Source organism: Mesorhizobium sp. WSM4310 (assembly GCF_007003935.1).
GTDB lineage: Bacteria > Pseudomonadota > Alphaproteobacteria > Rhizobiales > Rhizobiaceae > Mesorhizobium.
In genome coordinates this window covers 1-12,762 of record NZ_VFTA01000030.1, presented here as the reverse complement: position 1 = coordinate 12,762, position 12,762 = coordinate 1, and the positions used below count along the sequence as shown (strand labels likewise).

The following is a 12,762-nucleotide window of genomic DNA, read 5'->3' as shown; positions in this document are numbered from 1 at the left end:
CGTCCATGATTCCAGCGATGGAGGAGATGACAATGCCGATCGAATTCACCCATGTCCCTGGCAAGACCGCCGACGCCGCCATTCCGTTTTTCTATGATTTTGCCGAGACGGCGACCAAGCTCGGACTGATCGAAGATGGCGGCTTTCAGAAGATCGTCGTCGACGATTCGGCCGGGCTGCTGACCAATATGGATCTTGCCGCTCAGGTGCTCGACCGCACCGCCGCGCTCGAGGTCGTGCTGACCCACTGGGCAGGTGTCGTCGAGCCGACCGTGGCGGCCCGTCAGCTGGCATCGATAGATCGAAAAAGCGGCGGCCGGCTGGCGCTCCGGATGATCAGCGAGCCGTTGAACGATGACGATGCCGAGTCACGGCCGGTCGGGCACAGCGTCGTCTGGCAGCGCATCGACGAATATCTCGTGCTTTTGAAGCGGCTGTGGTCGAATGACCGACCCTTCGATCATGAAGGCGCCTTCTACAGTATCAAGGGCGGCTACGTGCCGCGCAAAGGCCCGCACGGCGCCGACCTGACCATCCGCATGGGCGGGCAATCAGGAACGGCGCTGAAAGTGGCCGGCCGGCATGCTGATGTCTTCGAACTGGCACCGGGCTCGATCGACGATGTCAGGCAGTTGATGGAGCGGGTGCGTGGCGCCGCGGCCGAACATGGCCGGGCCGGCAAACTGCGCTTCGCGCTTCCGGTGCGGATCCACCAGGGCGCTTCCGCCACCGGCCACAAGGCGGTCGACCTGTCCGGGCCGCCCGCCCAGGTCGCGTTGTCGCTGCTTGCCTATGCCGGGCTCGGGATCGATGAGTTCATGATCATCGGCGTCGACACGCCGCGCGAGATCGCGACGGCCGGCCGGGAAACGATCGCGCTGCTGCGCAACTCGCTGGCGCGCCGCGAACATGATGTTTTCCAGCCGGGGGCCTACGCGCCTCGCACGGGGCTGGAGACGCGTGCAGCAGGGTGAAGCCGATCAATCGTCTGCGTGATGCCTGTCGCCAAGCCGCGACAGACCATTGATGACGGCGGCCGAATCGGCCAGGACGCCGAAGACGCCGTCCTCGACCGTCACCATGTGCAGCGCCGCCTCGTGGGCTTGTCTGTCGCCGCTGGCGCAGGCGTCCGAGATCGTGAGGCACTGAAAGTTGCGGTCGCAGGCCTCGCGCAGCGTGGTGTGGACGCAGACGTCGGTCGTGCAGCCGGAAAACATGAGATGCGTGATGCCTTGCGCGCGCAGCACAAGCTCGAAATCCGTATAGGTGAAGGCGCTGTTGCAGGTCTTGTCGACGATTATGTCATCAGGCGCGACATCGATCTCCGGAACGATCTGGAACCCCGCCCCCGAGCGCAGCAGTATGTCTGTGCCGTCGAGACCGGAGCGCCTGCGGCGCCATTTCTCATAGGGCGTCATGTCGGCCATGTCGGCGCGATAGCCCTGCCTGGTGTGGATGACCGCGACGCCGGCTTTGCGCGCGGCTGATATCAGCCGGTTCACCGTGGGCAGGATCGCCCGCAGCGGCGAGGGGTCATACCCCTTTCTGGCGAAATAGCCCGTGGTCGACAGGAAATCCTGCTGCAGGTCGATGACGACAAGCGCCGTGTTTTCGGCCGCCAGCCTGCGGTCATACGGGAAGTCGAAGGGCGTTGCCTTGATCATCCGAGAGTGTCTCCTTGCCGATCGTGAGAGCCATCCTGACTGGCGAAGCTCAAGTCGTCCACTCAGGCCGCGGCTCTGACGCCAAGAAGCAGGATGTTCGGGCATCGTGCTGCCGCCGGCGAACGTCATCGGTCGTCCCGACGAATTGTTGACTGTTGCACTCATCTTCAATGTTGACTAGTAGAGCCATGTTTCATGCCCGGAGATCGGACCGCCGGGGTGGCGGAATAGGAAGCGGCCGGCCGTTGTGAGGACAAGGAAGAAGCTGTTGTTGTCTAGAACCAGTTTGCTGGCGGCGTTGGTCGCATCCGTCATCCTGTCGGTCGGCAGTGCATCGGCCCAGCAACAGCCGGCCAGCGCTGCCCCTGCGGCGGGGGCAGCGCCGGCGTCTACCGCACCGGCACCCGCCGCAACGGCCCCGGCCACATCAGGGCCCGCGACACCGCCGCCCGGCGCGCCAGCAGCTGTGGCGCCCGTCGCAGCAGCGCCGACGGGGGCGATGGAGCTGACCCTGCAGCACGATCTGTCGCCATGGGGCATGTTCATGGCGGCCGACATCATCGTGAAGGCGGTGATGATCGGACTGGCCTTCGCCTCGCTCGTCACCTGGACGATATGGCTGGCCAAATCGCTGGAGATTTTTGGCGGCAAGCTGCGCATCCGCCGTGCCGTTCGCGCGATCGGTGATGCCGCGACGCTGACGCAGGCGAGCCGCGCGCTCGATCGCAACGGCGGCCCCGGCGCGCTTCTGGTCAAGGCGGCGGAAGAAGAGACCGCACTCTCGGCCGGCGCGCTCGACCATGTCGGCGGCGACGGTTTGAAGGAACGGGTCACCTCGCGCCTGTCGCGCATCGAGGCGGCGGCGTCGCGGCGCATGTCGCGCGGCACAGGCGTGCTGGCGACGATTGGCTCCACCGCACCTTTCGTCGGCCTGTTCGGCACGGTCTGGGGCATCATGAACGCCTTCGTCGGCATTTCGCAGGCGCAAACCACCAATCTGGCAGTGGTCGCGCCGGGCATTGCCGAGGCGCTGCTGGCCACGGCGATGGGCCTCGTCGCGGCAATTCCAGCAGTGGTGGTCTACAATGTCTTCGCCCGCTCGATAGCCGGCTACCGCCAGATCCTCGCCGATGCCTCGGCGGGCGTCGAGAGGCTGGTCAGCCGCGACCTGGATTTCCGCACGGTCGCGCCGGCGACGGCGCTGGCGGCGGAGTAGCGACGCCATGGGAAGCAGAATCCGCCAGACCCTGGACGACGATCTCGAGGAGAGCCACGAGATCAACGTCACGCCCTTCATCGACGTCATCCTGGTGCTGCTGATCATCTTCATGGTCGCCGCGCCGCTGGCGACGGTGGACGTCAATGTCGACCTGCCGGGCTCGACGGCGACGCCCGCGCCGCGACCCGAAACGCCGCTGTTCCTGACCTTGAAGGATGATCTTACGCTGGCTATCGGCAATGACAGCGTGCCGCGTCCGGCCTTCGCGGCCACGTTGGACAGCAGGACCAGGGGTGACAAGCAGACGCGTATCTTCATGCGCGCCGACAAGGCGGTCGCCTATGGCGACCTGATGGAGACCATGAACCTGCTGCGCGGCGCCGGCTATCTGAAGATCGCGCTGGTCGGCCTGGAGACGGCGCCCGCGAGCGATGCGCCGGCACACGCGCCCGCGCGAACGGCGGCGCCATGACGCAGGCGGCGGCCCTGCCGACGACTTACCCGACGCGCTTCGGCTGGCGCGACCTTGGCTTGTGGACGGGTGCGGCGGCGCTGATGATTGGCGCCCATGTCGCGGTCGCCTATGCGGTGCAGAGCTTCAGTCCGATCGAGGTGGATGGCGGACCGCCGCCGGCTCCGGTGATCGAAATGGTGCCGATGGCGGTGATGCCGGCCGTGCCCGAACAGGCCGCGATGCTGGAAGCGGCGATGCCCGACCAGGCCGAACCAGCCGAGGAGGCCGAGAGGGTCGCCGAAGCCGAACCCGAGAAAATGGCCGAACAGACCGAACCGACAGCCGAGCAACCGGAAACGGTGCCGCCCGACGGGACCGAGCCGACCACGACAGCCGACGCCGAACCGATCGACCAGCCGCCGCCGGATCAGGTCGTTCCCGAAATCGTCGAAGCCGTGACGCCAGAGGTCGTCATTGCGTTGCCGCAGCCGAAGCCGGTCGAGAAAACCAAGGAAAAGAAACCGGCCCAGGCCAAGGCGAAAAAACCGGCCGAAAAGCCGAAGCCGCGGCCAAGGAAGGAAAAGGCCGAGCCGGCAAGGACGGTTGCCACCGCAAGCGCACAGACAAGGCCGGCGGCCAGGGCGGCCGCGCCGAAATCGGCGGCAGGGGTCTCGGGCATAGATCCGGCCAAGTGGGAATCCCGGCTGGCGTCGTGGATCAATCGGCACAAGCGTTATCCAAGTGCCGCGAAATCCAGGGGAGCGCAGGGCAATGTGAACGTGGCCTTCGCGGTGGACGCATCGGGCAGGGTGGTGTCTGCGCGCGTGGCCCGTTCTTCCGGCGATCCCGACCTCGACCGCGCCGCGCTCGCCGTGCTGCAGGGCGCAACGGTGCCGGCACCGCCGCCGGGACTTGGCTCGCGCGTCAGCCGCACGGCGCCGTTCGTGTTCAATTTGCGGGATTAGAGCAGAGGCCCGGCCCGATACTGGTGCTGTCCGATCTTTGTGAGGACCGCGGTCAGTGGCTCATCGAATGGCACAGCGCTTCGACCTGCTCCAGATAGAAGCGGCATTTCACGCGCAGTGTCCTGAGGTTCGGATCGTCGGCGCCGTTGATCTCGATGGTCTGCATCATGAAGTCGAAATGGGCGTGGAAGGCGTCCGCCGCGCCCCATAGGCTGTCTGCCTGCCAGGTGTCGGCCATCGCCAGGGAAATCATTTGCCGGGCCTCGGCGCGTGCGGCATCCGGCGATGCCGGCCGACGGGCGATCAGGGTCTGGAGCCGGCCGAAGACGCTGTCCGTGGCGTCGGCGCTCCTGATGGGTGCGATCATGTTCATTGGCGGATCCCCCTCGAATCTCTATGCATGAAGTCCATTTGCGGGCCGCGGGCGATCAAGGCGGGGGTCGCGATACCAGAGCGCGCAGGGCTAAGTGTTGCATCCGCTACGCTCTCCTTTGCTGAGCGTGGTTGTCCTTCGGCCTGGCATGCATCGGGTTGCCGCTGAGCTGCGCATGCCTTGCCGGCTGCGCGCCGCGCAGGACGTCGAAGGCTTCGGCATAGGCCATGCCGAGCAGGTAGGAGATCATGGGAAAACGGCTTGCTTCGGCCATCTGTACGAGCTCATTGCTCATCGTCGCGATATATTGAAGGCTATCGATCTCTGACTGACGTAGGGACTGATTGGCCACGTGCTTCTCCTGTCATCTGGTGGAACTCAGGGAACGCGTACTGGCTACACGGACATACTAAGACGGCTAATTAATGGACTGGCCCGCCGAATGCGGGTTTGGTTCCGGGGTCGAAAGGGTCAACGCATAGATGGGTGCATCGGTGAGGCGGTCGAGGCCGAGAAGACGCTTGATCGCCGAATGGCTGAGCGCTGCCGTGGGGCAGGCCGACAGACCATGCCTGGTCGCCGCCAGCATCATGTTCTGGCCGATATGGCCGGCCTCGATCAGCACGACGCGGTAGGCGTTGGCATCCTCATATTTCCACATGGTGCGGTCGAGCTTGGCGCAAAGCAGGATCAGGCAAGGCATGGCATCAGCCCATTCCTGCCCGCCGACCAGTTCGGAAATCCTCGGCAGATGGTTGGCCGAGATCCTGCCGAGGTCGTGATCGGCGGCGGAATAGTGGTAGACGCCGGGCTCCAGGCTCTCGACGCCAAGCGCAATCACATAGGCCTCGTAAGGATTGCGTGCGCCGCCCGAGGGGGTCATGCCCAGCGGCAGGGCGCCGACGCAGTTGCTGGTCTCGCCGGTGATGCCCATGCCCGCGAACAGGCAGTCGGAAAGCTGCCGCGCGGTGATCGTGGGGGCGGCCGCGGTGCGGTTGGTGCGGCGCCGCGCCATCAGGGTCAGGAGTTCGTTGTCGTCGAGCGCGTTCGGCAGCCGAATGGCGTCGGCGGCATTCTTGAGCATGAGGTCGGGCTGCGCGACATGGCCGGCGCGTTCGATTTGGCGGGCCTCGGCTTGCTCAATGGTCATGAAGTCCGAGTCCTGGACGCAGAAATGCATCAGCGCGGTCGGGATGCCCCAGTTCCACTGTCCGGAGAATCTTGTTTCCTGTTCGGCCAGCGGCGAACCGGCGGTGACCAGGGCGGAAAAATCCAGCAATTGCGGGACGACGGCGTTCAGGTCGGACCTCGACCATCCGTGAGCGCGCGCGATTTCCGCTGGGGAGGCCCATTCGTCCCAGGATGCGAGAAGACCGATCACCTCGGGGCTGCATTCGAAGACGCTTCGGGTCAGGAAATTGCAGGCCGTGACCTTGTTGGTCCCGGGATACAGGACGAGCGTTTTTGAAGAGCGCATTTTCATGATGCTGAATGCCGTTTTGCCAATGTGAGGCGCCGACAGGCGAACCGCCCATCGGCGCCGAACGACCTCAGCGCTTGTTGTAGTGCATGCCCTGCGAGAAGAAGACAGTCTGCGTGCCCGCCGCAACCGTCAGCTTCGGGGCATTGTTCACTTTCTTGGCCATTTTCGTCCCTTTTCCCGACCCCCAATGGGATCTGTTGAAAGATCCCCACAGCGGGATCCGCGTGAAGAAAGGTAAGGTCGAAAGAGTTAATGGTTTGTTAAAATTGTAGTAAAGCCGACGTGGTCTAAAATATCTTTCTTGGCGGTAAAGTCTAAAATATCGATTTTGCTCAGATACGGAGTAGGCAATCGCTAGCATACGCTTTTTTGGGATATTCTTATTCTTATTTAGCGTAACCGATCGACTAACCCAGCCCGTCTCGGGCGAGGCTGACGACGAGTTGATCGATGCCGGGATCGTCGAGCCCGACGACATGCGCCATGCGGATGGCATGCCGTGGCCGGATGCCGGACATATCCTGCCGCATGATGACCGATACGAATGCCGGCCCGGCCTCTGTCAGAAGCATGGCCTTGCCCGTCAGCACCGGTTCGGAGATCGGAGCCCATTGCACGGAGATCAGCGACGGTTCGCCGGTCTGGCGACGGTTGACGCCGCTGAAATAGATCCAGTTCAGGCGCGAGATCGCCACACCATAGTGGTTGCCGCGCGCCCGCGCCCATGTCGAGCCACGGCGCTCCGACCACCCGGTGACCCGGCGGAATGTGACCAGCTCGGCCTCGCGACGCACGAAGGTCACCGAACGCATCAAGAGGTCGGGACGGGTGGGGATCGAAAAGTAGGTGAAATAGGTACCGCCCGCGATCGACGGGGCGGGCGGGCGGATCATCTGGTTGAACAGACTTTCGGAAATCGGCGGCAGACCGGGAGCCCTGTGCTCGGGTGCGCCAGGGTCCTGGTAGAGTTCGGGCTCGTTGATGCGGAAGTAGTCGCAGATCAGCTTGGCGGTGGCCTTGTTCGGAACGGTCTGCCCTTGCAGGTACCGCTCGAACTGCGTGCGGTTGATACCCAACTCACGGCATACCGCACTAACGGAGGCATGGTTCTTGCAGAGCCGTCTGAGATTTGCAGCGAGGTTCTCGCGAATGGACACGTCTTTGCTTTCGCAGGCGAATTCTTCATTTCAACTCGGAATCCGTATAGCGCCTTCGGTCGCCCCCGCCGAAACGCCTTGTCACAACACACAGAAAAAACGATTTGAGAACGCCACTCTAATGGGGCGGCTTCCAAAAAAAATAGCGGCGATCCGGCAACGGCCATCGCCATAAGTCCAATTGACAATTGCCTGGCCCCGGAGGTCGCGAAATTGCCTGCGGCCTTTTTTGGGGTGACATTGGCGCGCGGCGCTGCATGGGACGACCATGCGTCCCGGCGGCGCGGCAGAAAAAGTGGAGAACCGACGACTTTGCTGGTGGAGCTGAGGGGGATCGAACCCCTGACCTCATCATTGCGAACGATGCGCTCTCCCAGCTGAGCTACAGCCCCGTTCCAGCAAGTGGCGCATTTATCGGGCGCGGCTGATTTCTGTCAAGGCTGCGTTGCCGAAATCCTCGTTGCCTGGCGCTTCGGTTGCCGGCCCTTGCCGGTTTGGCGTGCAATGGCTACATGTCGGCAACAATTGGAGACCGGCATGCTCGCCCTCATTCAAACCATCGTCATGGCGCTTGACCTCTACTGGTGGATCATCATCGCCTCGGCGATCTTTTCCTGGCTCTATGCCTTCAACGTCGTCAATTCGCGCAACCAGTTCGTCGGCAGCATCGGCAATATGCTCTACCGGCTGACCGAGCCGGCGCTGCGGCCGATCCGCCGCTTCATGCCGGACCTTGGCGGTATCGACATCTCGCCGATCATCCTGCTCTTGATCCTGTTCTTCGTCAGGCAGTTCATTCTCACCACGGTAGCACCGCTGGTGCTGTGAGTCTGCCGATCGCATGAGCGCGCCGTTCCGCATCCGTGAGAACGGCATCGACCTGTTCGTGCGGCTGACACCAAAATCTTCCGTGGACAGGTTGGAAGGTGTCGAAACGGCGGCGGACGGGCGAAGCCATTTCAAGGCGCGGGTCCGCGCCGTGCCGGAAAACGGCGCCGCCAATCACGCGCTGGAGAGGCTGGTGGCCAAGACGCTGGGTGTGCCGGCGTCGGCCGTTTCGGTGGTCGCCGGCGGCACGGCACGGCTCAAGACGCTGCGCATAGCCGGTGATCCGAAGGTGCTGGCACGGAGCGTCGAAGCACTCGGTCAATCCTCTGGCTGACGTTCAATCCCCCAATGGGAGCCTTGGATCGTCGACCTTCAGCGTGTTCACGCTCTGCTTGATGCGGCGCAAGTTCTCCAGCACCTTCGGACCGCGCGTCTCGGCAACCGATGTCACGATCATGTCGACGATCGCCAGCAGCGCGTAACGCGACGATGTCGGCTTGTAGATGTTGCCGTCCTCGAGCGGCTGCAAATGGATGACCGTGTCGGCGGCCTTGGCCAGCGCCGAATCGGGCGCGGTGATGGCGACCGTGGTGGCGCCATATTGCTGGGCCACCTGCACCGCCTCGATGACCGAGCGCGCATAGCCGGACACCGAAAAGGCGACCAGGGTGGTTTCCGATGTGGCTACGGCGGCATACATGCGCTGCAACTGGCCATCGATCTGCGCCAGCACCGGCAGGCCAAGGCGGAACAGCCGATTCTGCATCTCGGTCGCCATCATCGAGGAGATGCCGCCAGAGCCGATGCACAGCACATTGCCTGACGTCGCAAGCCGCTCGGCGACGGCGACCAGCGTCGTCATGTCGAGGTTCTCGCTGGCGCGCTGGATGGCCGAGATCGCCGCTTCGGTGATGGCCGAGGCGATGCGCTGTTCACGCGCGTCGCGGCTCAACGGTTCGGGCGACAGATACTGGCCGCCAATGGCGATGGCCTGGGCCAGGTAGAATTTGAAGTCGCGCAGGCCCTCGCAGCCGAGATTGCGGCAGAAGCGCGTCACCGTCGGTTCGCTGACGCCAACGCGCGCGGCAATCTCCGAGATTGCCGCCTTGGAAGCGAAATCGAGATCCGACAGCACAAGGCCGGCCAGCCGGCGATCCGACTTGGTGCCGTCCTGCGACACCAGCTGCAGCCGCGTGATGATGTCTGCCGGCGTCTTCATGTCTGTCGTTTCGTCTTCATGCCGTTGCCCCCGGGGCAGGCCTTATAGCGGCAGGCCGGTCGCCTTGTCGAACAGATGGATGTTGCCGGGATCGACCGAGACCGGCAGCAGGTCGCCCGGCTTGACCGGCACCCTGTCGCGGAACACGGCGCGCACCGTATCGGTGCCGATGGCGCCATAGACATGGGTCTCGGAGCCCGTCGGCTCGACGACATCCACCTTGAGCGCCATGGCGTCGGCGGCCTCGCCGATGATGAAGTGCTCGGGCCGGATACCGGCCTCCACAGCATTGCCAGCCGGTGCCGCCTTGCCGGCAAGCGCAAGCCGTCCGCCGCCGGCCGATTCGAACCAGCTTTTCTCGGGCGTCGCCTTGAGGGCGCCGGAGACAAAGCTCATCGAGGGGGAGCCAAGAAAGCCGGCGACGAACTTGTTGGCCGGCCGGTCATAGAGCTCAAGCGGGGCGCCGACCTGCTGGATCCGGCCGCGGTCCATCACGACGATGCGGTCGGCCATGGTCATGGCTTCGATCTGGTCGTGGGTGACATAGACGATGGTCGATTTCAGCCGCTGGTGCAGCGCCTTGATCTCGGTGCGCATCTGGACGCGCAACTGCGCGTCGAGATTGCTGAGCGGCTCGTCGAACAGGAACACCGAGGGTTCGCGCACAATGGCGCGGCCCATGGCGACGCGCTGACGCTGGCCGCCTGAGAGCTGGCGGGGATAGCGGTCGAGATAGGAGAAGAGGTTGAGCACCCCGGAGGCCTTCTTGACCTTGTCGTCGATGGCGGCACGGTTCTCGCCACGGATCTTCGGGCCGAAGCCGATATTGTCGGAGGCCTTCAAATGCGGGAACAGCGCATAGGACTGGAACACCATGGCGATGTTGCGCTGCTGTGGCGGCAGATCGTTGGCGCGCGTGCCGCCGATCATGAGGTCTCCGGAACTGATCGTCTCCAGGCCGGCCAGCATGCGCAGCAAGGTCGACTTGCCGCAGCCGGACGGGCCGACCAGCACCACGAACTCGCCGCTCCTGATGTCGAGGTTGATGTCCTCGAGGATCTTATGCTGGCCAAAGGATTTCGACAGGTTGCGAAACAGGACGTCGGTCATGGTCACGCTCCCAATATGTCGTCGATGAACGGCAGGCAGCCGGCGGTCAGTCCGGCATCCACGGGCATCACCACGCCTGTTACGCCCGATGCGCGGTCCGAGGCAAGGAAAGCCACGGCTTCAGCCACTTCCGCGGCGTCGACGATGCGGCCGAGCGGGTAGAGGCGCTTGAGCTTGCCCAGGATTTCCGGTTCCTTGGCCAGGCGATGGTCCCAGGCGGCGGTGCGGATCGATCCGGGACAGACGACATTGGCGCGCACGCCGCTGCGGCCGAGTTCGACGGCGATCGATTTGGCATAGGCGTTGATGCCGGCCTTGGCCGCGGCGTAGGCCGGATTGCCGAAATGCGCGATGGCGTTGACGGAGGAGATGAAGACGACGCTGCCTGACCCGCGCGCCGCCATCGCCTTGACGATAGGGTCGGCGAAAGTCATCACCCCGGTCAGATTGAGGTCGAGCTCGTGCTCGATCCTGTCGGCATCGAGCGCGGAAATCGTCTCGGCGCGCGTCCAGCCGGCATTGTTGATCAGGATATCGGGCACGCCGTCTCTGTCCAGCACAGCGGCGATCCCCGCCTCGATCGAAGCCCGGTCGAGAAGGTTGAAGACATGGCGCGAGGCAAGGTGCGGGCTTGCCAGCGCCTCCTGCGACTGGTCGCAGCCGACCACCCGTGCGCCCCTTCCGGCCAGCAATGCGACGATCGCCGAGCCAAGGCCGCCGCCGGCACCGGTGACGACGACAGAGCGGCCTTCGAATTCGGCTTTCGAAACCACGGCGCTTGCTCCTCCCGCAGGTCAGGCAGATGCCGGCAGGTTACTGAAACGAATGTAATTAAGCAACATGATAATCCGCTTGCATGCGCTGAATTCCTCGATAATGTAGGAAAGTCACATAAATCTTGTGCCCGTCATCGGCACAGGAGCGCAAATGCGCGGAACAATGGGAGAGATCAGATGAGCCTTGCCAAATGGACTGTCGGCCTGATGGCCGGAATGAGCATGCTGGCCTTCGCGGCGCAGGCGAATGCGGGTGAAGTGCGCGTCACCGTCGCCGAATACAGCGCCAAGACCGGTCCGTATTTCGAAGCGGTCAAGAAGGAATTCGAGGCCAAGAACCCCGGCATCACCATCAAGTTCGAGGTCGTGCCGTGGGATGTGCTGTTGCAGAAGCTGACCACCGACATCACCGCCGGCACCAATGCGGACCTGTCGATCATCGGCACGCGCTGGCTGATCGACTTCGTCCAGCAGGACGTCGCCGAACCGCTCGACAGCTACATCACGCCCGACTTCAAGGGCCGCTTCATCGACACCTTCCTGTCGCCCTCGATCATGGACGGCAAGACCTACGGCCTGCCGATCGCCGCTTCGGCGCGCGCGCTCTATTACAACAAGGAGCTGTTCGAGAAGGCCGGCATCGCCAAGCCGCCGGCGACCTGGACCGAACTGCAGGACGATGCGCGCAAGATCAAGGCGCTGGGGTCCGGCACCTTCGGCTTCGGCCTGCAGGGCAAGGAGATCGAGACCGACGTCTACTACTACTACGCCATGTGGTCGCAAGGCACCGAGATCCTCAACAAGGACGGCACGTCGGGCCTCGGCACGCCGGGCGCGCTCGAAGCCGCCAAGCTCTACAAGTCGATGATCGACGAGGGGCTGACCGAGCCAGGCGTGACCTCCAACAACCGCGAGGACGTGCAGAACCTGTTCAAGCAGGGCAAGGTCGGCATGATGATCACCGCACCCTTCCTGTCCAACCAGATCAAGGACGAGGCGCCGAAGCTGAAATACGGCGTGGCGGCCATTCCGGCCGGCCCGACCGGGGCGCGCGGGACCTATGGCGTCACCGATTCCATCATCATGTTCAAGAACTCCAAGAACAAGGATGAGGCCTGGAAGCTGCTCGACTTCCTGTTCACCACGGAACAGCGCGCCAAGTTCACGCAAGGCGAAGGCTTCCTGCCGGTGAACAAGGAAGAGGCCAAGATGGATTATTACGTCAACAATGCCGATCTCGCCGCCTTCACCGCGCTGCTGCCCGACGCTCGTTTCGCGCCGGTCATTCCGGGCTGGGAAGAGATCGCCCAGATCACGTCCGACGCCATGCAGAAGATCTATCTCGGCGGCGACCCCGAGGCAGGCCTGAAGGACGCGGCGGCGAAGGCCAACGCCGTGCTGAAGAAATAGGGGCCGTGCTGAAGAAATAGGGGCCGTGCTGAAGAAATAGGGGCCGTGCTGAAGAAATAGGGCGTATCTCCCTGCGCCCCGTGGCGCGCCCCAGACTCAGGCGG

15 protein-coding genes and 1 tRNA gene are annotated in these 12,762 nt (G+C 63.8%); 7 read left to right on the top strand and 9 right to left on the bottom strand.

The genetic code is table 11. The annotated features are described in order from the left end of the window. Nucleotides 1–32 precede the first annotated feature (32 nt). Nucleotides 33–974, top strand: coding sequence for an LLM class flavin-dependent oxidoreductase (locus FJV80_RS26210; protein ID WP_142877821.1), 942 nt, complete (start codon nt 33–35; stop codon nt 972–974). 6 nt (nt 975–980) lie between these two features. Here FJV80_RS26210 and FJV80_RS26205 read toward each other — a convergent pair whose 3' ends face one another. After that, a complete protein-coding gene (locus FJV80_RS26205; protein ID WP_142877820.1) occupies nt 981–1,664 on the bottom strand; it encodes an isochorismatase family cysteine hydrolase in 684 nt (227 codons plus the stop codon). Between the two features lie 271 nt (nt 1,665–1,935). Here FJV80_RS26205 and exbB point away from each other — a divergent pair, with 271 nt between their 5' ends. From exbB to FJV80_RS26190, 3 genes are read left to right on the top strand one after another with little or no spacing between them, the layout of a single operon-like run. After that, nucleotides 1,936–2,880, top strand: a complete 945-nt coding sequence (gene exbB, locus FJV80_RS26200; protein ID WP_142877819.1) for a tonB-system energizer ExbB — start codon at nt 1,936–1,938, stop codon at nt 2,878–2,880. 7 nt (nt 2,881–2,887) lie between these two features. Further along, nucleotides 2,888–3,355, top strand: a complete 468-nt coding sequence (exbD, locus tag FJV80_RS26195; RefSeq protein ID WP_142877818.1) for a TonB system transport protein ExbD — start codon at nt 2,888–2,890, stop codon at nt 3,353–3,355. Beyond that, nucleotides 3,352–4,302 carry an energy transducer TonB gene (locus FJV80_RS26190; protein ID WP_142877817.1) on the top strand — a complete coding sequence of 317 codons (951 nt, stop codon included), beginning with the start codon at nt 3,352–3,354 and terminating at the stop codon, nt 4,300–4,302. The genes exbD and FJV80_RS26190 overlap by 4 nt, the downstream gene beginning before the upstream one ends. Nucleotides 4,303–4,354: 52 nt before the next feature. On the opposite strand, the gene FJV80_RS26185 is transcribed toward FJV80_RS26190, so the two are convergent. From FJV80_RS26185 to FJV80_RS26160, 5 genes are all read right to left on the bottom strand, one after another. Beyond that, nucleotides 4,355–4,675 (bottom strand): hypothetical protein, encoded by a 321-nt coding sequence (locus FJV80_RS26185; protein WP_095774710.1) that lies wholly within the window; start codon nt 4,673–4,675, stop codon nt 4,355–4,357. A 106-nt stretch (nt 4,676–4,781) separates the two neighbouring features. After that, nucleotides 4,782–5,027, bottom strand: coding sequence for a hypothetical protein (locus tag FJV80_RS26180; RefSeq protein ID WP_095774709.1), 246 nt, complete (start codon nt 5,025–5,027; stop codon nt 4,782–4,784). A gap of 66 nt (nt 5,028–5,093) precedes the next feature. Beyond that, nucleotides 5,094–6,152 (bottom strand): SagB/ThcOx family dehydrogenase, encoded by a 1,059-nt coding sequence (locus FJV80_RS26175; RefSeq protein WP_246689059.1) that lies wholly within the window; start codon nt 6,150–6,152, stop codon nt 5,094–5,096. A 413-nt stretch (nt 6,153–6,565) separates the two neighbouring features. Continuing rightward, nucleotides 6,566–7,315: a helix-turn-helix transcriptional regulator gene (locus FJV80_RS26165; protein WP_095774707.1), complete on the bottom strand. Its 750-nt coding sequence runs from the start codon at nt 7,313–7,315 to the stop codon at nt 6,566–6,568. Nucleotides 7,316–7,631: 316 nt separating this feature from the next. Then, a tRNA-Ala gene (locus FJV80_RS26160) sits at nt 7,632–7,707 on the bottom strand. 145 nt (nt 7,708–7,852) lie between these two features. Here FJV80_RS26160 and FJV80_RS26155 point away from each other — a divergent pair. Both FJV80_RS26155 and FJV80_RS26150 read left to right on the top strand, forming a co-directional pair. After that, entirely contained in the window at nt 7,853–8,143 is a 291-nt protein-coding gene (locus FJV80_RS26155) for a YggT family protein (RefSeq protein ID WP_027047523.1), read from the top strand. 13 nt (nt 8,144–8,156) lie between these two features. Next, on the top strand, nt 8,157–8,477 hold the full coding sequence (locus tag FJV80_RS26150) for a DUF167 family protein (RefSeq protein WP_095788875.1): 321 nt from the start codon (nt 8,157–8,159) through the stop codon (nt 8,475–8,477). A 3-nt stretch (nt 8,478–8,480) separates the two neighbouring features. On the opposite strand, the gene FJV80_RS26145 is transcribed toward FJV80_RS26150, so the two are convergent. The 3 genes from FJV80_RS26145 to FJV80_RS26135 are packed head-to-tail and all read right to left on the bottom strand — an operon-like array spanning nt 8,481 to nt 11,245. Next, nucleotides 8,481–9,362 carry a MurR/RpiR family transcriptional regulator gene (locus FJV80_RS26145; protein ID WP_095788874.1) on the bottom strand — a complete coding sequence of 294 codons (882 nt, stop codon included), beginning with the start codon at nt 9,360–9,362 and terminating at the stop codon, nt 8,481–8,483. 42 nt (nt 9,363–9,404) lie between these two features. Beyond that, a complete protein-coding gene (gene ugpC / locus FJV80_RS26140; RefSeq protein WP_095774704.1) occupies nt 9,405–10,472 on the bottom strand; it encodes a sn-glycerol-3-phosphate ABC transporter ATP-binding protein UgpC in 1,068 nt (355 codons plus the stop codon). A gap of 2 nt (nt 10,473–10,474) precedes the next feature. Next, nucleotides 10,475–11,245, bottom strand: coding sequence for an SDR family oxidoreductase (locus tag FJV80_RS26135; protein WP_142877815.1), 771 nt, complete (start codon nt 11,243–11,245; stop codon nt 10,475–10,477). A 180-nt stretch (nt 11,246–11,425) separates the two neighbouring features. Between FJV80_RS26135 and FJV80_RS26130 the strand changes: the two genes are divergently transcribed. Next, nucleotides 11,426–12,658 carry a sugar ABC transporter substrate-binding protein gene (locus FJV80_RS26130; RefSeq protein WP_095788872.1) on the top strand — a complete coding sequence of 411 codons (1,233 nt, stop codon included), beginning with the start codon at nt 11,426–11,428 and terminating at the stop codon, nt 12,656–12,658. The last annotated feature ends 104 nt before the right edge of the window (nt 12,659–12,762 follow it).